General features: G+C 37.1%; 24 protein-coding genes. 8 read left to right on the forward strand and 16 right to left on the reverse strand.

Annotation, left to right across the window (positions count from 1 at the left end):
• Positions 1-129 precede the first annotated feature (129 nt).
• A complete protein-coding gene (locus MKX83_RS19740) occupies positions 130-1,464 on the forward strand; it encodes a collagen-like protein (protein ID WP_341057344.1) in 1,335 nt (444 codons plus the stop codon).
• Positions 1,465-2,344: 880 nt separating this feature from the next.
• Here the strand turns inward: MKX83_RS19740 and MKX83_RS19745 are convergent.
• Positions 2,345-2,953, reverse strand: a complete 609-nt coding sequence (locus MKX83_RS19745; RefSeq protein WP_341057346.1) for a hypothetical protein — start codon at positions 2,951-2,953, stop codon at positions 2,345-2,347.
• 358 nt (positions 2,954-3,311) lie between these two features.
• Between MKX83_RS19745 and MKX83_RS19750 the strand changes: the two genes are divergently transcribed.
• A complete protein-coding gene (locus MKX83_RS19750; RefSeq protein ID WP_340976340.1) occupies positions 3,312-4,838 on the forward strand; it encodes an AbgT family transporter in 1,527 nt (508 codons plus the stop codon).
• Positions 4,839-4,908: 70 nt separating this feature from the next.
• Here MKX83_RS19750 and MKX83_RS19755 read toward each other — a convergent pair whose 3' ends face one another.
• Positions 4,909-5,232, reverse strand: a complete 324-nt coding sequence (locus MKX83_RS19755) for a YuzD family protein (protein ID WP_095372025.1) — start codon at positions 5,230-5,232, stop codon at positions 4,909-4,911.
• Between the two features lie 154 nt (positions 5,233-5,386).
• Here MKX83_RS19755 and MKX83_RS19760 point away from each other — a divergent pair, with 154 nt between their 5' ends.
• The gene (locus MKX83_RS19760) at positions 5,387-5,626 is read left to right on the forward strand and encodes a NifU family protein (RefSeq protein ID WP_095372024.1); all 240 of its coding nucleotides are present in this window, start codon (positions 5,387-5,389) and stop codon (positions 5,624-5,626) included.
• Positions 5,627-5,651: 25 nt separating this feature from the next.
• Here MKX83_RS19760 and thrB read toward each other — a convergent pair whose 3' ends face one another.
• The 7 genes from thrB to yutH form a co-directional block, all read right to left on the reverse strand.
• On the reverse strand, positions 5,652-6,584 hold the full coding sequence (gene thrB / locus MKX83_RS19765) for a homoserine kinase (RefSeq protein ID WP_341057353.1): 933 nt from the start codon (positions 6,582-6,584) through the stop codon (positions 5,652-5,654).
• Positions 6,581-7,645, reverse strand: a complete 1,065-nt coding sequence (gene thrC / locus MKX83_RS19770) for a threonine synthase (protein ID WP_224938118.1) — start codon at positions 7,643-7,645, stop codon at positions 6,581-6,583. Before thrC ends, thrB begins: the two co-directional genes overlap by 4 nt.
• Complete coding sequence (locus tag MKX83_RS19775) at positions 7,642-8,940, reverse strand: homoserine dehydrogenase (protein ID WP_341057357.1); 1,299 nt, start codon at positions 8,938-8,940, stop codon at positions 7,642-7,644. The genes thrC and MKX83_RS19775 overlap by 4 nt, the downstream gene beginning before the upstream one ends.
• Before the next feature lie 205 nt (positions 8,941-9,145).
• Positions 9,146-10,477: a PepSY-associated TM helix domain-containing protein gene (locus MKX83_RS19780; protein WP_341057362.1), complete on the reverse strand. Its 1,332-nt coding sequence runs from the start codon at positions 10,475-10,477 to the stop codon at positions 9,146-9,148.
• 30 nt (positions 10,478-10,507) lie between these two features.
• Positions 10,508-11,077: a DeoR family transcriptional regulator gene (locus MKX83_RS19785; protein ID WP_095372019.1), complete on the reverse strand. Its 570-nt coding sequence runs from the start codon at positions 11,075-11,077 to the stop codon at positions 10,508-10,510.
• A 294-nt stretch (positions 11,078-11,371) separates the two neighbouring features.
• On the reverse strand, positions 11,372-12,334 hold the full coding sequence (locus MKX83_RS19790) for a 2-hydroxyacid dehydrogenase (RefSeq protein WP_095373611.1): 963 nt from the start codon (positions 12,332-12,334) through the stop codon (positions 11,372-11,374).
• A gap of 238 nt (positions 12,335-12,572) precedes the next feature.
• Positions 12,573-13,592, reverse strand: coding sequence for a spore coat putative kinase YutH (gene yutH / locus MKX83_RS19795; RefSeq protein WP_341057375.1), 1,020 nt, complete (start codon positions 13,590-13,592; stop codon positions 12,573-12,575).
• Between the two features lie 186 nt (positions 13,593-13,778).
• Between yutH and MKX83_RS19800 the strand changes: the two genes are divergently transcribed.
• Entirely contained in the window at positions 13,779-14,279 is a 501-nt protein-coding gene (locus tag MKX83_RS19800) for a phosphatidylglycerophosphatase A family protein (RefSeq protein ID WP_095373610.1), read from the forward strand.
• Positions 14,280-14,493: 214 nt separating this feature from the next.
• Here MKX83_RS19800 and MKX83_RS19805 read toward each other — a convergent pair whose 3' ends face one another.
• Entirely contained in the window at positions 14,494-15,261 is a 768-nt protein-coding gene (locus tag MKX83_RS19805) for a TIGR01457 family HAD-type hydrolase (protein WP_095372017.1), read from the reverse strand.
• Positions 15,262-15,272: 11 nt separating this feature from the next.
• A complete protein-coding gene (locus tag MKX83_RS19810) occupies positions 15,273-15,710 on the reverse strand; it encodes a DUF86 domain-containing protein (protein ID WP_095373609.1) in 438 nt (145 codons plus the stop codon).
• Positions 15,711-15,870: 160 nt separating this feature from the next.
• Here MKX83_RS19810 and MKX83_RS19815 point away from each other — a divergent pair, with 160 nt between their 5' ends.
• Together MKX83_RS19815 and MKX83_RS19820 are read left to right on the forward strand one after the other, a co-directional pair.
• Positions 15,871-16,137, forward strand: a complete 267-nt coding sequence (locus MKX83_RS19815; protein ID WP_095372016.1) for a DUF3055 domain-containing protein — start codon at positions 15,871-15,873, stop codon at positions 16,135-16,137.
• Positions 16,138-16,229: 92 nt separating this feature from the next.
• Positions 16,230-16,487 carry a hypothetical protein gene (locus MKX83_RS19820; protein ID WP_251163570.1) on the forward strand — a complete coding sequence of 86 codons (258 nt, stop codon included), beginning with the start codon at positions 16,230-16,232 and terminating at the stop codon, positions 16,485-16,487.
• 44 nt (positions 16,488-16,531) lie between these two features.
• Here MKX83_RS19820 and MKX83_RS19825 read toward each other — a convergent pair whose 3' ends face one another.
• Positions 16,532-16,807: a YutD family protein gene (locus MKX83_RS19825; protein ID WP_095372014.1), complete on the reverse strand. Its 276-nt coding sequence runs from the start codon at positions 16,805-16,807 to the stop codon at positions 16,532-16,534.
• Between the two features lie 158 nt (positions 16,808-16,965).
• Between MKX83_RS19825 and MKX83_RS19830 the strand changes: the two genes are divergently transcribed.
• On the forward strand, positions 16,966-17,550 hold the full coding sequence (locus MKX83_RS19830) for a YhcN/YlaJ family sporulation lipoprotein (RefSeq protein ID WP_095372013.1): 585 nt from the start codon (positions 16,966-16,968) through the stop codon (positions 17,548-17,550).
• 55 nt (positions 17,551-17,605) lie between these two features.
• Here the strand turns inward: MKX83_RS19830 and lipA are convergent, their stop codons facing one another.
• The gene (gene lipA, locus MKX83_RS19835; RefSeq protein ID WP_095372012.1) at positions 17,606-18,526 is read right to left on the reverse strand and encodes a lipoyl synthase; all 921 of its coding nucleotides are present in this window, start codon (positions 18,524-18,526) and stop codon (positions 17,606-17,608) included.
• 251 nt (positions 18,527-18,777) lie between these two features.
• Between lipA and MKX83_RS19840 the strand changes: the two genes are divergently transcribed.
• Complete coding sequence (locus MKX83_RS19840; RefSeq protein ID WP_341058651.1) at positions 18,778-19,710, forward strand: M23 family metallopeptidase; 933 nt, start codon at positions 18,778-18,780, stop codon at positions 19,708-19,710.
• A gap of 108 nt (positions 19,711-19,818) precedes the next feature.
• On the opposite strand, the gene MKX83_RS19845 is transcribed toward MKX83_RS19840, so the two are convergent.
• The 3 genes from MKX83_RS19845 to MKX83_RS19855 are packed head-to-tail and all read right to left on the reverse strand — an operon-like array spanning position 19,819 to position 22,244.
• A complete protein-coding gene (locus MKX83_RS19845; protein WP_095372011.1) occupies positions 19,819-20,523 on the reverse strand; it encodes an ABC transporter ATP-binding protein in 705 nt (234 codons plus the stop codon).
• A complete protein-coding gene (locus MKX83_RS19850) occupies positions 20,510-21,301 on the reverse strand; it encodes an ABC transporter ATP-binding protein (protein WP_095372010.1) in 792 nt (263 codons plus the stop codon). The genes MKX83_RS19845 and MKX83_RS19850 overlap by 14 nt, the downstream gene beginning before the upstream one ends.
• A gap of 1 nt (position 21,302) precedes the next feature.
• Positions 21,303-22,244: a branched-chain amino acid ABC transporter permease gene (locus tag MKX83_RS19855; protein ID WP_095372009.1), complete on the reverse strand. Its 942-nt coding sequence runs from the start codon at positions 22,242-22,244 to the stop codon at positions 21,303-21,305.
• Positions 22,245-22,248: the final 4 nt, after the last annotated feature.

Genomic DNA, 22,248 nt, shown 5'->3' on the forward strand with positions numbered 1-22,248 from the left:
TGAGAAGAATCAGATTGGACATGATTAGTCAAGTTTCTCTATATGTTTAGTAAGTAATAGGTATAAATACAATCTCTTTCCTCTTAATTTTAATAATAATATGTAAAAGCAAAAAAAGGGGGGAAGATAATGCTGTTAGGATTTAACTATCATTCACATGAAAATTGTAATGAATGCAATATATATAAGTGTAAACCTTATTATATTAGAGGAGATACTGGACCCATTGGTTTAACAGGAGTTACTGGTCCCACCGGTGTAACTGGACCCATTGGTTTGACAGGGGTTACCGGTCCCACCGGTATAACTGGACCTATTGGTTTGACAGGAGTTACTGGTCCCACCGGTGTAACTGGACCTATTGGTTTGACAGGAGTTACTGGTCCCACCGGTGTAACTGGACCCATTGGTTTGACAGGGGTTACCGGTCCCACCGGTATAACTGGACCCATTGGTTTGACAGGGGTTACCGGTCCCACCGGTATAACTGGACCTATTGGTTTGACAGGAGCTACTGGCCCCACCGGTGTAACTGGACCCATTGGTTTGACAGGGGTTACCGGTCCCACCGGTATAACTGGACCCATTGGTTTGACAGGGGTTACCGGTCCCACCGGTATAACTGGACCCATTGGTTTGACAGGGGTTACCGGTCCCACCGGTATAACTGGACCTATTGGTTTGACAGGAGCTACTGGCCCCACCGGTGTAACTGGACCCATTGGTTTGACAGGGGTTACCGGTCCCACCGGTATAACTGGACCCATTGGTTTGACAGGGGTTACCGGTCCCACCGGTATAACTGGACCCATTGGTTTGACAGGGGTTACCGGACCCACCGGTATAACTGGACCCATTGGTTTGACAGGGGTTACCGGACCCACCGGTATAACTGGACCTATTGGTTTGACAGGGGTTACCGGTCCCACCGGTGTGACTGGGCCTATTGGTTTAACGGGGGTTACTGGGTTAACTGGAATAACGGGAGTAACAGGTCCAACTGGTGAAGCCTTTGTACCGCAGTACTTTAATGCTGCAGGAATTGGAGGAAACCAAGTAGTTGCTACAAATGAAGATGTGATTTTCGATCTATCTAGTCCAGCGTCAACTTCTGGTTTCACATTCACACCAGTATCATCAAATATAGTAGTAAATGTATCTGGTGTTTATCGTATTGACTATGCCTTATCATTACGTTCTGAAACAGGGGGAGGCACAATTAATTCTGCGTTTGCAGTAACCATTAACGGTGCTGCCCAACCCCTTTCCTTCTTTGGTGAAGAATATGTCACTTTCCCAGATACTGATAGAAGTCAATTTAACGGTTTTACAATCGTTTCTATCCCTGCTGGAGGAATAGTAACCATTAGAAACTTTAGTGCAACTATCAATTTGCTAGCTGGAACAGGGGTAGACAATCAAGCCATAAATCGTTCAGCAATTATTATACAAAGGGTTGGATAGGGTTTCCACAGGAGTAAGTCAACAACGAACATTCCCACTTACTCGCCTTTTATAGAATCATTGATTTGGATTACAAATGAAAGTTTTCTGCTCCGATAAGGAGGGAAATAGTTAAACAGGGGTTCGGAATACATTTTTTTCACCCCCCTTGCCACTAGCTTTAAAGGTTTAAGCATTAAAGCGATTCGTTTATTTTATAATACACAGTAGTTGTGATACACATCTTAATATTAATAATTGAAATTAAAAATATAGTAGTTAATTTTATTTATGAAAACACAAGAAGGTTAGGTGAAGAGGTTCGGCATAGAAGAAGTTTAATTTTCGTGAACTTTATTATGACTGGAGAAAGGTGAAACAATCAATTTGAAGCAAAATAAATAGGTATGAATAAATGCTTATTTGTTATGCTCGAAATTGATATTTTGCTCTCCGGATGGATTCTTCTTTTTAGACCGTAGAGTAAAATCTCTACGGTTTTTTGTGTTTAAAATTAGAGAAGGAATTAATATATGATCGTAATGAAAATTACTTAAATATAACTGACGAAAATCAATATGACTTTGCGACACTTATATATACTGTGATTATGGCGCTCTTGCACCTATTGACCGAAAAAAATTATTACAACATATTTTTAGAAGTTTTAAAGAAAGGCGGAAGTTTCTTTTTAGGTCTTTACTGAGCATAAATACAATGTTTTTACAGAAAGTAATAATTGGTACTTCAGAAATAATGGAGGTTTTTGGTCTCCAGAAGGATATATAGAATTGAACCAAAATTTAAACTATGATGGTTATACTTCGCTTGAACAAACGACTATCATAACTATAAAACACCCTCGGGTATTACCATTATTTCACTTATGAAACAAAAGTACTTAATTCAATTTTTCTATACAGGTGACCAATGCTTTTGGTGGATAAGATTCAAGCATGCGACTATATCCGATAGCTACTTGATCACCACTAACAATCCCCTCTAGAAGAAGTGGTGACTCTATATGTAATAATACAATTTGGTATTTTGCTTGTAATTCATCCATATCTAAATGGATGTCTTTGGCATGGAGATTGCCATCTTCTATTAAGATTTTTTCTTCTATATAAATATGTCCTACCAGTACACTCTTTTTTTCACAAGATGATGTATACAGTTCCATAGCTTTTACAGCGATTTGAGGAATTTTTGTTTGAGATATCTTACTATAGCTTACTTTCACTTTATCGCCGTTCTTTATACCCTCTGGAAGCTGAGATGCATTATATGATAGATAGTAGATAGTGTCGTACTTTTCTTTTAAACGATTTACATCAAGATGAAGGTCTGCCTGTTGAAAATCTTTATCACCAATTAACATATGCTTATCTAATAGAAGATACCCTATTTGTGATCTTTTTCCATATTCAGAAGAAGCGGAGGACAAATGCATATAAACGAAATAATTCAATCCCATAAGCAACAAAAACATGACAATAAAACCTTTCATTCCGTTTCTCCTTTTTTACTTTTTTTCTATCACTTTTAAAAATTAGACTCATTTAGCTTTCAAAAGTTTCAACTAATAAAGGGCATTTCATAAAATATCCTTTTATCAATACGTATTCTCTTCAGGACAAAATTAAGTATCACCACAGTATTCTCTTGCTATAAAATGGTTGTTTTTTTACATAAAAACCAAATTCCTTTATAATGATATGAATTTTTACAAAAATAACAGTTTTCTTACTTTTTCACTTTCTATTTTCTTATAGAGACTTGCCCTTTATAATGGCAAAGAAGCGCTTACAAAATAGTTAGGTTATATTCAAAATATTTCCTAAATAGAAAGAAGGGAGAAAATATAAATGAAGAAAAAGAGAAAAGGTTACTTGCAGCGTTCATTAGATAGTGTTGAAACAATTGGTAACAAATTGCCTCATCCCGTCACTTTATTCGCAATATTGTCATTAATTGTTTTGCTATTATCTGCTGGTCTATCACAACTAGGAATTAGGGTAGAGCATCCGGGCGAAGAAGGCAAAATGGTTGAAATTACTAACCTTTTAAGTGCAGAAGGTATCCAATATATATTTTCTAGTATGACAGATAACTTTATTGGGTTTGCCCCTCTAGGTGTCGTTTTAGTGACGATGTTAGGGATAGGTATTGCTGAGCGCTCAGGACTTATTAGTGCCTTATTACGTGGGTTTGTCTTATCAGTACCTAAGCGATTTATTACACTAGGATTAGTGTTCGCAGGAATCATGTCAAGTGTCGCTTCCGATGCAGGATATGTTGTATTACCGCCACTTGGTGCACTTCTTTTTGCAGCAGTAGGTAGACATCCATTGGCAGGATTAGCTGCAGCCTTTGCCGGGGTATCAGGAGGATTTAGTGCAAACCTTTTACTTTCAGGTACAGATGCATTATTAGGGGAGCTAACCATTGCAGGTGCTGCAATTATAGATCCTGTTTATGCAGAAGGTATGAGCATTGCCATGAATTATTGGTTCATTATTGTTTCTGTGTTTTTATTGACAGTTATAGGAGCGTGGGTAACAGAAAAAATTGTTGAACCACGACTTGGGGAATATAAAGGCGACTACAGGGAAAAAGTTGAAAAGTTAACAGCTATCGAAAAGAAGGGGTTAATCTGGTCAAGTGTTTCAATTGTAGTAGGAGTTATTTTAGCAGCATTACTCGTTTTACCGGAAGGTGCTCCAATGCGTGGTACTGGTGATCAACCAATTATCTCCTCTCCATTCATGAGTTCTTTAGTACCAATCATTGCGATTCTTTTCTTTATTCCAGGTTTAGTATATGGCATGGTTACTAGAGAGATTAAAAATGATAAAGATGTGGCAAATCAACTCTCTGATACAATGGCGTCAATGGGAATGTTTATTGTACTAGCTTTTACAGCGGGACAATTTGTCGCTTACTTTAATGAATCTAATATAGGATTAGTTCTTGGGGTTTATGGTGCTGAATTCTTACAAAACATTAACCTCACAGGCATTCCATTAATTATCGTCTTTATTCTTATTGCTGCATTTATTAACATATTTATCGGCAGTGCTTCTGCAAAGTGGGCAATGATGGCTCCGGTATTTGTTCCAATTATGATGCAATTAGGTTATTCACCTGAGCTTACTCAGATGGCCTATCGAATTGCAGATTCATCAACAAATATCATTTCTCCGTTGATGACGTATTTTGCCATTATTATTGCTTTTGCACAGAAATATGATAAAAAGATGGGAATTGGTACGCTTGTATCAACAATGATTCCTTATTCAATGTTCTTCTTAGTCGGATGGACACTTATGTTGATTGTGTGGATGTTACTTGGTATAGAGCTTGGACCAGGTGCACCGATTATGTATGAATAAATGCTTTTTTAACAAAAAATGCAACCTCTATCTCATTTATCTGAGGTCAGAGGTTGCATCTTTTTTTCATTTACACCGCTGTAAATCCGTATTTCTCCATCTCCGCATAAATCACTTTCAACCTAGGATTACCTTCTCCAACAATTTGATCTTTGATTTTAACTACGGGATAAAACATATCTTCTTCAATTACACGAGAGGCGAAAGCTTTTTTTTCTTCATCTAATGGTGGGTTGAATATATCGACATATGATACTTTAAATTTTTGGTTTTCAAACTTTCTTGCCAGTGCCGCTTCAAGCCATTCGTATGTCTCTTTAGATGACGGTAAATTCACACAGCTTGCACATAGAACATCTGCTCCATATACGATAATCTCTAATTGGTCAGCCATGAAATGCTTCCCCCTTTTTCAATAAAAAAAATAATTTCACTCTTCATTCTATTTTACAATATAGTATAATAACAGACATAAGTAAATGTTTCCTTATCATAGATTTTTATGGATATCTTGATTATAATATAGATATGAAAGGAGTCGATTTTAAATGGCAGAACAAGCAGAAATGACAGGTCAAGTCCAAGAAGTACTAGATAAATTAAGACCGTTCCTTCTTCGTGATGGAGGAGATTGTGAATTAGTAGATGTTGAAGACGGGATTGTAAAATTACGTCTTTTGGGAGCATGTGGTAGTTGCCCAAGTTCTACAATTACTCTTAAAGCAGGTATTGAACGTGCTCTTTTAGAAGAAGTTCCTGGTGTTGTGGAAGTAGAACAGGTTTTCTAATGCCTTCTTACTTCAAAAAGCGATGTCACATGACATCGCTTTTTATTTTTGAACTATTTTCTTTATAAATACGACTACCGATTAAATCCATTTGCAATGGAACTACTTTCATTCCATGTAAACCTGCACTCAAGAACGTTGCCAGTTTTTGTCCTTCCCCATCACGAGCTAAGCATAATATAGTCGGTCCTGCACCACTTAGTGCTACACCAAGTGCTCCATTCGCCATTGCAACTTTTTCTACTCCTTCAAGCTCTGGTACAATTTCTTTACGATAAGGTTGATGATAAAGATCTTTCATCATCATTTTACCCGCTTGTTCATAATCCCCACTAATAAGTGAAGCAATAAATACATTGCCAATTGCCCCTGCGTGAACAGCCTGTTTATAAGAAAGTTCCGTTGGCAATACTTGGCGCGATTTCTTCGTTAATAATTCAGATGTTGGGATACAAACGACAAAATCAACTTGAAGGTGGTATAGTGATAAAGCGTCTACACCATCATCTGTTTGACTACCGATTAGCAATCCTCCAAGCAGGGAAGCACCGACATTATCGGGATGTCCTTCTATTTCAGTTGCCCATTCGAGCTTTTGTTGTTTTGTTAATCGTAAATCACATAATGTATCAGCAAGTTCGATTCCAGCAACAATCGCTGCCGCACTTGAACCTAACCCTCTAGCAATGGGGATATCACTGCTCACCGTTAATCGACAAGGTGGGCATTCCTGATTGTATTTCTTTGCTGTTTGCATAGCCACTTGAATAATGTAATTCCGCTCATCTGTTGGAAATGTCATCAATCCTTCTGAAAGAGGAATGACTTCCCATTGATCATGGGTTGTTACCTCAAGTCGCAAATACAAATTGAGAGCCAAACCAATGGAATCAAAGCCTGGCCCTAAATTTGCTGTACTAGCAGGTACTTCAATGACTAGCATTTCACCTGCCATCATACGTGGACAACTCCCTTTATATGCGCTGCCACAGCTTGCTCATCATTTGGCAATTTCACAGGTTGAACGGGACTCGCATCAATCGCCGTATTCGGATCTTTCAATCCATTTCCAGTTAAAACTGCTACTACTTTTGTTTGATGCTTAATTTCTCCATTACGTAATTGCTTATATACTCCTGCAAGAGAGGCACATGATGCCGGTTCAGCGAAAATCCCCTCTGATGAAGCTAATTTTCTATACATACAAAGAATCTCTTCGTCACTGACTTCATCAATTTTACCTTGCGATTCTTTCGCTGCATTCACAGCTAAATCCCAGCTTGCTGGATTACCGATACGGATAGCTGTAGCAACTGTTTCAGGGTTTTCAAAAACACGATTATGAACAATAGCTGCTGCACCCTCTGCTTCAAATCCATGCATTTTTGGTAGGCCTGTTTGTTTAGCTTGATGATATTCTTTAAACCCTTTCCAGTAAGCGCTAATATTGCCCGCGTTTCCAACTGGTAAGGCGAGAATATCTGGCGCCATCCCACCTAACTGATCACAAATTTCAAATGCTGCTGTTTTTTGCCCCTCAAGACGATAAGGGTTTACAGAGTTTACCAATGTAACAGCTTCTGTTTCACTAATTTTTCTAACCATTGATAAAGCTTGATCAAAATTCCCTTCAATTGAAACCACTTCTGCCCCGTACATGACTGCCTGTGCTAATTTTCCCATAGCGATTTTTCCTTCAGGAATCACGACAATACATCTTAGACCAGATCTCGCTGCATAGGCTGCTGCCGCTGCTGAAGTATTACCTGTAGATGCACAAATAATTGCTTCACTTCCAGCTTCTTTCGCTTTAGCTACAGCCATAACCATACCGCGGTCTTTAAATGAACCTGTTGGGTTTGCTCCTTCTGTTTTCACATATAAATCAATGCCCCAATCTCTTGAAAGGTTATCTAACCGAATTAAAGGAGTGTTGCCTTCATTTAGTGTTAGCATCGGAGTATTTTCAGTTATTGGTAAAAATTCTTTATATGATTGTAATAAGCCTTCCCATCTCATCGTTTGGCTCCTCCTTCTACACGATACGAACTTTTAATCTCTTTTACTGCCTCTAAGTCTCTTAAATGAAGCATAATATTTTCATAGTCTTCTAACGATGCTTGGTGTGTAACCACTACAATTTCAGCTAGTTCTTTCTCTTTGACAGGTACTTGTAGAATCTTCTCGAAACTCACACCTCTTTGCGAGAAGATATTTGTGATATTAGCGAAAACACCGACTTCATCACTTACATGTAAGCGCAGGAAGTATTTGGCGAAAATTTCCTTATCGTCTTTTAATTTCTTCTCAAACTGTGGAACTGCCGCACTTCTTCCATTAACTCCTAATCTCATATTCTTCATGACTGCAACCAAGTCTGAAACAACAGCTGTTGCTGTAGGTAAGCTTCCCGCTCCTGGACCATAAAACATTGTTTCACCCACTGCCTCACCATACACATATACGGCGTTATATTCATCCTGTACACCCGCAAGTGGATGGGTTTCTGCTAACATCGTCGGTTGTACACTCACTTCTACTTTTTCGCCTTCTCGGTGAGCGATCCCAATTAATTTCATTGAATAGCCGAGTTGCTTCGCATATTGTAAATCTTCTTCCGTGATTTCCGTAATCCCGTTAACCTTCACATCATCTAAATCAATATTCATAGAGAAGCCTAATGTTGATAGAATGGCCATTTTTCTAGCTGCATCTAACCCTTCTACATCAGCAGTAGGGTCACTTTCTGCATAACCAAGTGCTTGTGCCTCTTTTAGAACCTCTTCGTAAGCACTGCCCTCTTTACTCATTTTTGTCAAAATAAAGTTTGTTGTGCCGTTAACAATGCCCATCATTTTCGTAATGCGGTCAGATGCTAAACCATCTACTAGCCCTCTTAAAATAGGAATACCACCAGCTACACTTGCTTCATAAAATAAGTCACATTGATTTTCCGAAGCAGATTGTAATAATTCCGGCCCATAAACCGCCATTAAATCCTTATTAGCTGTCACAATATGCTTATGGTGATTGATTGCTTCTTGGAGATATTCCTTCGTTTTCTCCAGTCCACCCATCACTTCGATGACTACATCTATATTATCGTTCTTTAAGATATCATCAGGGTTCGCTGTAAGTAGCTCTGGGTTTATTTCTACCTCTCGCTCTTTATCTAACTCTCTCACCAGAATTTTACTCACCTTTACTGGGCATCCAATTTGATGCATAAGCTTATCCTGGTTTCTTTCAATGATTTTTACTACACCTGAACCTACTGTGCCCAAACCTAATAAACCGATCGAGATTGCTTCCATTTCCGTTCCCCCTCAGATTGTTCTTATAGAAAGTACATTTGTATTTGTATAGTAGACATTATAGACCTGTTTCTTGTCTTTGACAATAGGAGAACGTAGTTTTTTCTATTTTTCTATTAACGCTTTATCTTATAAAAATTTATAGCATCCGACTCTTGAAAATAAAAAAAGACATTTTCATAAAAACTGAAAATGTCTTCATCGCTTATTCTTTATTTTTTTTCACAAAAATAACTATACATTCAATAAGTGCCACGATAATGAGGGATATACCAAATAAAGGCATCAGTATACCTAAAAGGACCATTAACACTATAAAACCAATGGATAGTCCTTTAAAATTTTTCGGTGGTGCAGAAAACTTGTCTTTTTTCTTCCGCGAAAGCCATGTTTTAAAACCCCAAAAAATAACAAAAAGAAAAGCAAGACAAACTACTAAGTTTAAAACCTTATTTGGCCAACCAAATAAATGACCTTCATGTAATGGAATTCCCCATGTAAACCATTTTTGCAAAAGATTATAATCCTCATAATTAACAGCGGCGATATATTCACCGGAATATTGGTCAAAGTAAGTAGTCATTTCTTCTGACGGACTCACATCCAAACCCGTAACACCGGAATTGCTTCCTTTAGAAACGATATAAACACCGTCATCAGCAGAAGGATAAACAATAGAATAAGGTTTACTAATATTTTCACTTTCCACTTCATCTATTAATTGCCCTACTGAAATCATAAACTCATTATGTTCACTCTGAGAGGATCCTCCGTGATGATGGGCATGAGGATCATCAGATGCTGGGGTTTCCTCTTGCCTTGTCGCCCACGGGATCTCATTAATATCAGATGTTGGTGGATTTAATTCCAGTTCAGGTGCATTATTACTGGCAGTTGTATAGATTATATTCCCCATAACCGCAGACCACGGTAAGCCCGTGAAAATAATAACTACCATTGGAATGGTAATGATTACACCTATAAGTGCATGTAATTTTTTATTACGAAAGTTCTTAGAACCATTTGCTTTTCTCGTTAAGATCTTCCCTTTAAAAGTCATATACAACCCACTGATTAGTAGAAAGATGGCCCAACAGGCCGCTAGTTCAACTAAATAATTGACCGGTGTTCCTCCTACAAATAGGGAGCTATGTATGCTACGCATCACATTTGAGTATGTATTGGCTGCATCCTGACTCCCAACAATTTGGTTTTGTTCATCAAGGAAAACATACTTTTGCTCCCCAGCCTCATCTGTTAAAGTTAAACGAGTATTATATGGCTCCTCCATGATACTAATCTTTGTAACAGCAAACCCATGAAAGTCTTTTTCAACTTTCTCCATTCCTTCGTCTATCGTTAATTGTTCATTGCTTTCACTATCTCCAAAGAATAAATCATCATATAATTGATTTTCGACTTCTGGAAAAAACAAATAACCAATGCCTGAAAGAGTTAATGTAATAAGTAAGGGAGCAATAAAAATCCCCGCAAAAAAATGCCATCTCCAAAAACGATTATAAAATCCCTTTTTCATCTTGTATGCTCCTACTCTATAATCATAAAATTAGTTCGAATGACAACAGCCACCAGACATTTGCTTCACAATTTCTTTTATCGCTTCTTCAAACGGTAAGATTTCTCCGCCAAACCCTTGTTGGAATTGTTTGGCATGTTTATAAGAATTGAAACAAATCACTTGAGGGTGGCAGCAATTTAAATCAAGGTCAGCATTAATTAAATACAATGCTGCTTTTGCGCTCATCGTCGTATCTTTTAAGAAGTCTCTACAAATAATTTGTGTCACATCCTCCTTAATATCTTCATAACGTAATAATCCACAATGAGGACAACATGTTTGCTCAATCACATCATTCTCTCTGATGATTTGCACTGATAATCTTGCTTGCAATGGTTTCAAACAATAAGTACATTGGTTCTCTTTCGTTATATTTCTTGGAATGAGTGCAATCCCGTTAGATGTTTTAATGATTTTATCCTGTTTCAATAATGGTTTTATATCTCGATAAACTGTCATTTCTGATACGCCTAGTCTCTTACTAATTGTCGAAACTTTTAATGATCCTTCTTTCTCTAGCCAATCTATCATTTTTTCTCTTCTTTCAATTGGCAACATGAAATCCCTCCTCAAAAATATTTATGTTAGTAAAAGTGAATTCATAACGAATAATAACATAAAATCACATATTTTCATTAGTTACTCTAAACAATTACTAAAAGGTTTGCTATCTATACACACTCTCTTCATATATATTGGTTTTTTTTCACATTTCAAAAAACACCATGATGAAAAAGAAATGTACTTGTGGATTATTTTTTAGGAGCATAAAGATAAATGAAATGTCAAAAACCCGTGTGCTATAACGCCCACGGGTTTTAACCTACTCGTTTAATTTACAAAGATGGTTTATTATTTTACTGGTGTAAGTGGAGTCCCATCTGAAAATACTCGGTCAATGTTCTGTACGCATAATTCCATCATTTTATATCTTGTTTCAGTTGTTGCACTTCCAATATGAGGTAATGCGACTACTTGTTTTAATTGCAATAGAGGATGCTCTCCTGAGATTGGTTCTTCTGAGAACACATCTAATCCAGCTCCGGCAATTTCACCCTCTACTAAGGCAGAGTAGAGATCATCTTCATTGACTACTGGTCCACGTGAGGCATTCACAAAAATAGCTGAAGGTTTCATTTGCTGAAAGACTTCTTTTGTAAAAAGATTTTTTGTTTCAGTTGTTAAAGGCGTTAAACAGACGATAAAATCAGATTGACTGACAAGTTCTTCAAATGAAACATACTGAGCATGAAGTTCTTCTTCCGCTCTCTTTTTCCTCGAACGATTATAATAAAGGATATGCATATCAAATCCTTTTGCACGTTTAGCAACCACCTCACCAATACTCCCCATTCCAACAATTCCAATGGTTTTTCTATGGACGTCATGTCCAGCTAATAGCAGTGGACTCCAGCTTTTCCACTGATTATTTTTCACATATTCTGCCGCTTCAATCATTCTCCTTGCCGTAGCTAATAATAATGAAAAGGTCAGATCAGCCGTTGATTCTGTCAGGACATCAGGTGTATTAGTGATTATTACATTCGCGCGCTCTGCCGCTTGTATATCTATGTTGTCATAACCAACTGCCATATTGGCCACAACCTTTAATTTCGGGGCATGTTGAAATAATTCCTCATCTACTTTTTCTGATAACATTGTCATTAAGCCTTCTGCATCTTTCACCTTTTCGAGCAACACATGACGAGGGATTACTACATCCTCCTTGTCCCACATCTCAACATCGTATTTTGCTTGTAATGGCTCAATGACCTCATTTGGAAGTTTCCTTGTAATAAACAATTTCTTACCCATTCTCTCACCACTTCCCATTTTCTTTTCATTATAGGCAAATTCTTCATTTGGTGGAAGTAATTTCGCTTGGTAAGAAAGCACGATCCAGCTTGAACTAGGCTCGTGCTTATAGAATGATTGCTCTTTAGCTTCAGGTGAAGACTCATCTTAATTGGGAATGAAGGTGTGCTTATTTCAGATTTCCCCACACTTTCCAACTTTTTTGCCTGATGAAGGGTACATATATAAATTTATTTATTTATTTCGATTCCAACCATTCAGGCATAGGAATATACCATTGTTTAGATACTTCCTGATGGTTTACGATTTCAAAAAAACGCGATATGAATTGTTCATATTCTGGCGATTGGTGCAAATACTTTTCTAATTTTTCCTTCAGAATATTTCGTTCTTGTTCTGTTTGTGCACCGTAATAGCTTTCGACGCATTCAAAATAATGAAGTGGGAACATCATTCTCGCATAATATAAACGCCATGAAAAACTTGACAATGGACTGATCGATTCATATTCTTCAACAAACTTTCTTACATCTGGTTGATAGGTTTTTATATTTTTGAAGTACTTCTCTCTCGTCCATTCGGCTAAATCTCTTGTGGCATGGTCAAATACCCAATCAAAAGGGTTTTTCACATAATATTGTTCTCCCCATGTACGATTAGAAAATCTCTCATGGCAGACAGTGCCAGTATCAGTCATCATCGGTTCATCATCAAATTCCGTATCAACAATATATTGAATCGCATTTTCAGCCATTCCCATGTAATAAGGAAATGATTCTAAAAATAGGCGGTCAAATTCACTTTCTCCATCAAATTGAAATACCATATCATTCCATACCTTTTCCATTTGATCGAGTCTTGTTTCCCATAGTGTTTTCCATTGACCGATTCGACTTGTTTGTTCCACTGCAAAATTAACCGTTCTCCCTCGAAAGTGGAATTTTGCCAACTTCCTGCCGAAATGTCCTTCTTTTCTTGGCTGTAAACGTTGATTACTTAAAACTGCATATCTCGCTTCCTCCCACTCAGTATAAGGCTTTCCTTCTGTTGTTTTTTTAAATCCAGCAATATTCTTATCCCCACTAATTCTTAAATGCTCTGCAATTTGATCCAGTTCAGTTAGCGCCTCTTCTTTTAAATGATTAGCAGGGACTAATATATACACTTCATTTTGTGATTTACAAGCATTATAATGATCAAACCGAAACTCTTCTTCCGCCTGAATATTATATTTTTCCTTGAGTAAACGTCTTAACATTCGTCATACCCCCCTTTTAATCAAGCTAAATAGATGCATTTTATTCAAATATATGAAAAAATAGCTAAAACTTGTTGATTTATTTTTAGGGGATATGATGGTTTGAAAGTTCGCAAGCTATCATTACTATCATATATTAGTAAAGAGCAGCATAAAGCGAATAAAATTATAGAAAAAGGTGAACTCATGAGTGAAGAAAAAGCAATTACTTTAACAGAGAAAACAGCAAGAAAATGGCTCAAAGAACGAGGAGTAGAGATTGTTGATATTGCTGAGTTAGTGTATTTTCTTCAAGAGAAATATCATCAAAACTTGAAAATAGAAACATGTATCGACAATGTAGAAAGAGTATTATCCAAACGTGAAGTGCAAAACGCCATTCTCACCGGTATTCAATTAGATATGCTTGCAGAAGAAAAGAAATTAATGGAACCACTGCAATCCATTATTGAAACAGATGAAGGGTTATATGGTGTTGACGAAGTTTTAGCGCTATCAATTGTAAATGTGTATGGTTCAATCGGAATGACCAATTTTGGTTATGTAGATAAATTAAAACCCGGTATCTTAGGTCCATTAAATGATAAAAACTCTGAAAGATGCCATACTTTTTTAGATGATATTGTTGGTGCCATTGCTGCTGCGGCTTCTAGTCGCCTTGCCCACCGTGCGCATCATGTGGAATAGATAGAAGAAAAATAGTAGGACATCACTTTATAGTGAGCCTGCTATTTTTATTTTACTCGCCTTTATATTACTGCAGAGTTTTAGATAAATTTGTTGTTATAAAAAGCGTTCATGTTCACTCGCATGACTGTCTATAATCGTCTTCTGCATCAACATCTATTCCAACAATATAAAAAACAGCAAGTACATCTTTCGTACTGCTGTTCTTCATTTCTTATAAGTATTCCCACTGATTTAGTGTATCCACAACAAAGGTTGGTTGCTTGTCGTAGCCTTTTAAAAGTTCCTTCGTTGTTACGCCTGTATGAACCAATAATGTGTCTAAACCAGCATTCATTCCTGCCTTGATATCTGTATCATAGTTATCTCCAACCATCAATGTATGAGCTTTATCTGTGCCTAATACTTTTAACGCTTGCTCCATAATAATCGCTTCTGGCTTGCCAATAAAAGTTGGAATAGTTTGCGTCGATACACTAATGACTGAGGTTAATGAGCCATTTCCAGGTAAAAGTCCTCTTTCAGTTGGAATGGCTATATCACCGTTTGTAGAGATAAAGGTAGCTCCATTTCTTACAGCCAAACAAGCCGTTGCAAGTTTCTCGTAGTTGATGTCACGATCGATTCCTGAAACAACATAATCGGCGTGCTCACCTGCAAAGTGAAAGCCCTTTTCTTCTAATGCCTGTCTAATCCCTTCTTCTCCGATCACAAATATAGACGCTTCGGGACTTCTTTGAAAAATATAATTCGCCGTTGCCATACTAGTTGTAAATACTTTATCTTCAGTCGCCTCAATGCCAAAATTTTGAAGTTTTTCAGCAACTTGTTTCGGTGTTCTAGATGAATTGTTTGTGACAAAAAGGTAGGGAATGCCTCTTTCTTTTAACCCTTGAATAAAGGAAACGGCTTCATGAATTAATTGTTTTCCTTTGTACATCGTCCCATCTAAATCAATTAAATAACCTTTATATTTTGTCATTTACTTTCCCCCTAATTTCTAAAAGCTGATACAGGACCAAGTTCTTTCATTAAATAGTCTCTAACAGCTGTAGGGAATTTTTTTAATTGAGCTAATTCTAATTGGAAGCTCTTGTTTAATTCATCATGTTGAATGCCTGTATAACTTTGCACTAATGGCTTACGGTAAGCAATAACCTTTTTATAGCTGATAGCCATTTCATGGTCAATGACTTTTTCATCTTCCAGAATATCAATAATATCTTCATAACTACCTGGGTCTCTCATAATAAAGCCATCAATCATTGCATTACCTACATCTAAGACCGCCTCAATAACCATATGGCTCAGTCTTTCAAGCGCAAGTTTCTCTATATCCGAATGAAGTGCTGTATGTTTCCCTAATAGTGATAGTTGTTTTTCCAAATAAACGAGGATTTCCTCAATTTTTTCTCGATCAACAAAATACATGTCCCTCACCTTTCTCATCCCATACTTCCTATCTATTGTATCTCATTCATAACAATGAAGAAAGTTCTCCCTTATGTGAGTATAAAATCAATTTCCTGTCTGCTAAGATTTTGTTATGATAAATGTAGCATGGATAGTTAGAAAGGGGTCTATACGTTAAATGACCGAAAGATTCTTTTTATATGATGATTTAGAAGATACAAAAACACGCTTTGTTAGTTTTATGGGTGAAAATCAACGCTTTGATTTAGCGCTTGTTCGTTCAGATCGGTATTATGGAAAACAACTTGTTCTTGATATTCAAGGAAGTCGTTTTGCTATTATTGGTACCGATGACCTTGAAGAAGAGGGTTATTTAGAACATGCTTTTCAATTGGAGAGCGAAGATGCAGAAGAGTTAAGAGCCTTTTTATATGAGGTCATTTAACCGATTGGATAATATTGATTGCTCCTGCAAATAGTATAAATGGGAGCGTAGCAAGGCTCTCATTTTTTCTCATATTATTAGGAGTGATATCAATGGATCAAAAAAAGAATTACTCGGATTTTGACAATGTTGAATCACAAAAGGAAAACCTCGCAGTGGAAGATTTACCTGAGGGCCCGTATGGTGCACCAAGAGGGAAGCATACACCTGTTGAGAATAAAAGTTCAGAGTGGGAAGAAGGTCAACACCAATCTAGTGCATTTGTTTATGAAAATCGGGAACTTCATGCTGACATTCCTAGAGAAATGCCTGGAGCACACGATCCCCATTCAGAAGCTTCAGATGAGTAATTTTAACAGAAAAAAAGCTGGACGAATAATTCGTTCAGCTTTTTCTATTGCTTCACTCTTTTTACAACGAAATAAGGACAACCAAAATTACAATATTCGTATAAATACTCTGTCAAAGTGCTAATTTTCGTATCATACGTCGCTTTTTGATTCTGATCGTCAAAAAAACCTCTTAGTCTTAGTTGGCCGTATCCCCAGTCACCTACAATATAATCATAACGATTTAATATTTCACTATATCGACCCCGAAAAGCTTCTTCATTAAATCCGTCTCTAATATCTTCAATTACTTCATAACAAGCGTTTTGTATACAAACCAATTGATCTCACCTCTTTTTCATTGGCTCACTAATTAAATTATAAAGAAAGTTAACGTTTATGTACAATAGTCCTATTTTAAATTATAACTGATTCACCATCAATTACTAAGGAAAAAAACGAAAGAATCGGAAAAGATATTGTTAAGGGGGTGTTTCTGATGAAAAAAATGATAATGTTCATCGGGATATCCAGTATGGTTGCTCTCACTGGATGTCAAGCAGCCGATCATTCCGCTAAAGGAGATATTTATCCCGAAAGTGGCAATACGGTTAATGTGAATGATCAGCGAACAGATATTTACAATACTAGTCAGCAAAATAGTGAAGATTTCGGATACGTTCGTCATCAAAAAAGTCCTATTTATGGAGAAAAGGTATCCAATGAACATTATGCTGCCATTAATCGTGAAAAAGTGGCTGATATTATCGGAAAATATTGTACTGAACTTCCTAATGTGGATGATGTATCTACATTAGTGACTGACAATGAAGTGTTAATTGTTTACAATACGGATTCAGATAATCGTGAATCAACTGCTACACAAGTACAAAAAATGGCAGAATCAGTTGTTCCCGGATGGTTTGATATTTATACCACTGACAATACCAATCTCCGCAAAGAAATAGAAAGTTATTCTACGATGGATGCAGATAGTGAGCACACACATTATGGTATTGATCAATTAACGAGTCAAATGAAAAAAGCCGATATTAACAAGTCTGAAAAGATGTCAAATAAGTAACGCTGTGAAATATCAAAAGAGGATTAGCTCCTTTAGCTAATCCCCTTTCTTGTGTTTACGCTTCTTTCGCGTCTACTTCACCCATTTGTTGTCTTTGCTTAGCTGCTGCATTTACTTGTTCATCTGCATGATAGGAAGAACGAACCATTGGACCTGCTTCACAATGGCTAAACCCTTTGGACATTGCAATTTCCCTTAATTCATTAAACTCATCTGGGTGATAATATTTTACAACTTTTATATGTTTTTTAGATGGTTGTAGATATTGACCAATCGTCATAATATCTACGTCATGTGCTCGCAAATCATCCATCGTTTGAATGATTTCTTCTTTTGTTTCCCCTAACCCAACCATTAAACTTGATTTGGTTGGAATTTCAGGTTGCATTTCTTTAGAACGTTGTAAAAATTCAAGTGATCGTTTATATGTAGCACGCGCTCTTACTCTTGGCGTCAGTCTTTCTACTGTTTCAATATTATGGTTTAAGATATCTGGTTTTGCATCCATTACTGTTTTAAGATTATCATATACCCCGCCCATATCAGAAGGTAAAACCTCTACAGTTGTAAATGGACTTTTTCTTCTAATGGCACGAATCGTTTCCGCTAAAATAGCTGATCCACCATCTTTTAAATCATCTCGCGCAACCACTGTAATAACTGCATGTTTTAAATTCATTAAAGCAACTGAATCAGCTACGCGTTCCGGTTCTTCCCAATCTAGCTCAGTTGGTAGCCCTGTTTTGACCGCACAAAAACGACAGGCTCTTGTACAAACAGAACCTAAGATCATAAATGTTGCTGTCCTTCTTACCGCCCAACATTCATGAATATTTGGGCATTTTGCCTCTTCGCATACAGTATGAAGATTCTTTTCTCTCATCATTTTCTTTAATCCGGTGTAGTTTTTATTAGTGTTTAACTTTATTTTTAACCAATCCGGCTTACGTAAATGTTCATCTTTCTTAGTCGTCATTCTTCTTCACTCCATCCCAGAATTTCAAAAAGACGCTTTTTTTATCATCATTTTTATCTAGAGAGTCTTACAGAAGCAACTTTAACACATGGAAGTAGATAGAACAACCTCGTTCATCAAAAACCTTCCAATATTTTATATTTATCGTTTTTCTATTTTATCACAAACTATAACAGTAATTAGAAGAGAAGGGAGGTTTATTGGTGCGAGTTTTCACATTACTTATCACCTTAACAACGGTCTTATCCTTAATGCAACCAGAAACGGCAGTAGCCTCCGAAATAGATGATATTTACGCAAAAAGAATGGCGCTTTATGAAAGAATTGAAACAGTCACGACCATTCCTTGGTATTATCTTGCTGCCATCGATCAATATGAAAGAAATGTAAGACAATCAAGAAGAGACTTACCTAAAGCTGAAGGGATTACTGGCATTTACTTTAAACCGGAGGAATGGGTTGGTTTCACAAACCCAAACATAAATGACGAAGACCCAAAGACGATAGAGTTTTTTAATGGTATTGGCTTTGATGGTGATGGTAACGGAAAAGCAAGTTTAGATAGTGATGACGATGTATTGTACGCATTTGCTAACTTTCTACTTCGTTATGGTACGGATTATGAGAACATTAAAATTGGTATTTGGAACTATTATAAACGTGATAAATCGGTCAGAATTATTATGGGAAAAGCAAAGCTTTATCAAAACTATGGGAGACTTAATTTAGATGAACATGTTTTTCCTGTCCCAATTGGTACTCATTATAGCTATCGAAGTACATGGGGAAGTGCAAGAGGTTGGGGTGGTAGAAGAATCCATGAAGGAACAGATATTTTTGCTGATTACGGCTTACCAGTTAGAGCTACCAGTTATGGTATTGTCGAAATGAAAGGCTGGAATAAATATGGTGGTTGGCGAATTGGTATTCGCGATATCAACAATAACTATCACTATTACGCTCACCTAAGTGGATTTTCTGATGATTTAAAAGTTGGTCAAATTGTTGAACCTGGAAAAGTCATTGGTGGTGTCGGTAGTTCTGGCTATGGACCAAAAGGGACTTCGGGAAAATTCCCTCCACACCTCCATTATGGTATGTATAAGGATAATGGCTATACTGAATGGTCGTACGACCCATATCCTCATTTAAATCTTTGGGAAAGACAAGAAAGAGCAAAGTAAACGAGGAAGAGATGGCGCCTTCTTGTTAGAAGCGGCATCTAACTCCTCGTTTTTTGAATTTCGCTTGAGCAATGATCCATTACCCAATATTTTGTTGACGGGTTCTTTTTATCCGCCCAAATAAGCCATACGGATTTCATCACTTTCTTGTAAATCTTTTGCTGATCCGGTGAGCACCACTTTTCCAGTTTCAAGGACATACCCTCTTTTCGCAATAGAGAGGGCCATATGCGCATTTTGTTCAACAAGTAAAATCGTTGTTCCATTTGTTTCATTAATTTCTTCTATAATACTGAAGATGGTCTTAACCATAATTGGGGCAAGGCCCATGGATGGTTCATCTAACAAAAGCAACTTAGGTCTAGCCATAATGGCTCTGCCCATCGCTAACATTTGTTGTTCTCCGCCTGATAAAGTTCCGGAAAGCTGTCCTTTCCTTTCGAATAATCGCGGGAAAAGTTCATATACTTTCTGAATATCTTTTTGTACTTCTTTATCTTTTCTTACAAAAGCGCCTAGTTCTAAATTTTCTTCTACAGTCATATTCGAGAACACGCGTCTTCCCTCTGGTACATGCGATATCCCAGCCTTTACAATCGTTTGTGCTTGTTTACCAACAATCGATTGATTCTCATATTGAATCACGCCTTGCTTCGGCTTTAATAATCCTGATAACGTTTTTAATAGCGTGCTTTTCCCTGCTCCGTTTGCACCAATTAAAGTGACAATCTCTCCTTCTAATACCTCTAACGAGACGCCCTTTAATGCATGAATATTCCCATAGTAAACATCTATTCCATCAACCTTGAGCATCCGAAGAAACCTCCTCTCCGAGATAAGCCTCGATTACTTTTGGGTTGCTTCTAATTTCTTCTGGCAACCCTTCGGCAATTAATTGCCCATGGTCAAGCACATAAATTCTTTCACATATCCCCATAACTAAATTCATATCGTGCTCAATTAAGAGTATTGTTAAATCAAACTTCTCTCTAATAAAGCGAATGAGCTCCATAAGGTCATGTGTTTCTTGTGGGTTCATACCGGCAGCCGGCTCATCCAACAGCAAAAGCTTTGGTCCAGCTGCTAATGCTCTTGCGATTTCTAATCGCCTTTGTTGTCCATATGGCAAGTTTTTAGCCAATTCATCCTTAACATGTTCAAGCTGAAAAATACGTAATAGTTCTATTGATTTGTCTTCCATTTCTTTTTCTCCGTTAAAATGGGAAGGCAACCGGAGAATCGAGCTTAACATCGAATGTTTCGCACGCGAATGATTCGCTACTTTTACATTATCTAACACAGAAAGGTCATTGAATAAACGAATATTTTGAAACGTCCGACTGATACCTTTCCTTGTCACTTGATAGGGAGGGAGTCCGTTTAAACGTACACCTTCTAAGAAAATATCTCCTTCAGTCGGCACGTAGACACCAGTTAATAGGTTGAAGCTGGTCGTTTTCCCTGCTCCGTTTGGACCAATTAAACCGATCAGTTCCCCTTGGTGAATTTCCAAATCGAATCCTGAAACAGCTTTTAAACCGCCAAAAGAAATACCAGCTTGATTGACTTTTAATAATGGTTGATTCTCCATTTTAGCTTCCTCCTTTCACGCTTTTACGTTTAAAGAGGTCCGTAATTTCCTTTGTCCCCAATAAACCTTGCGGACGGTAAAGCATAACTAGAATAAGCACGGCACTATAGATAATCATTCGTGTTTCAGGATAACTTTGTAAAAATGTGGAGACAATCGTTAACAAAATAGCCGAGATAACCGCCCCAGATAGACTGCCTAATCCCCCTAATACGACGAAAATGAGGATATCAAATGATTTCAAAAAACCAAATTGAACGGGTTGAATAATATAAAAATTATGAGCATATAACCCCCCTGCGATTCCTGCGAAAAAAGAACCAATGGCAAATGCCGCTACTTTATAGTAGGTCGTATTAATACCCATCGCATCGGCAGCAATTTCATTTTCTCTAATCGATATACATGCGCGACCATGCCTTGAATTTGTAAAATTCACAATCACTAATACGGTAATAAATAAGCAGATGAAGGCCGAAGTCCAAGTTGTCATCTTTGTGACCTGCATACCTGCTGCTCCACCTACTGCATCAATATTTAAGAAAATGATGCGGATAATCTCTGCAAATCCTAATGTTGCAATCGCTAAATAATCACCACGTAACCTTAAAGAAGGTATCCCAACAATTAAGCCAGTTAAAGCGGCAACAATCCCACCAATAATAAGTGCAATAGGAAATGGAAGTGAAAGTTTCATCGTTACAATTGCTGAAATGTAAGCCCCAACAGCTAAAAAACCAGCATGTCCGATTGAAAATTGTCCTGTAATACCAATAACTAAATGTAAACTGACGGCCAAAATAATATTAATACAAATATAAACAAGTGTATTCACATGATAATTATTAATCATTCCAGTATTTGCAGCCATCTGAACTGCAAAATAAACAATAATGGAGAGAATAACAAACAACCAGAAACCTTTGATCTTCTTCGTATTCATCCTT

Origin of the sequence: Cytobacillus sp. FSL M8-0252 (assembly GCF_038007345.1) — a bacterium.
GTDB lineage: Bacteria > Bacillota > Bacilli > Bacillales > Cytobacillaceae > Cytobacillus > Cytobacillus kochii.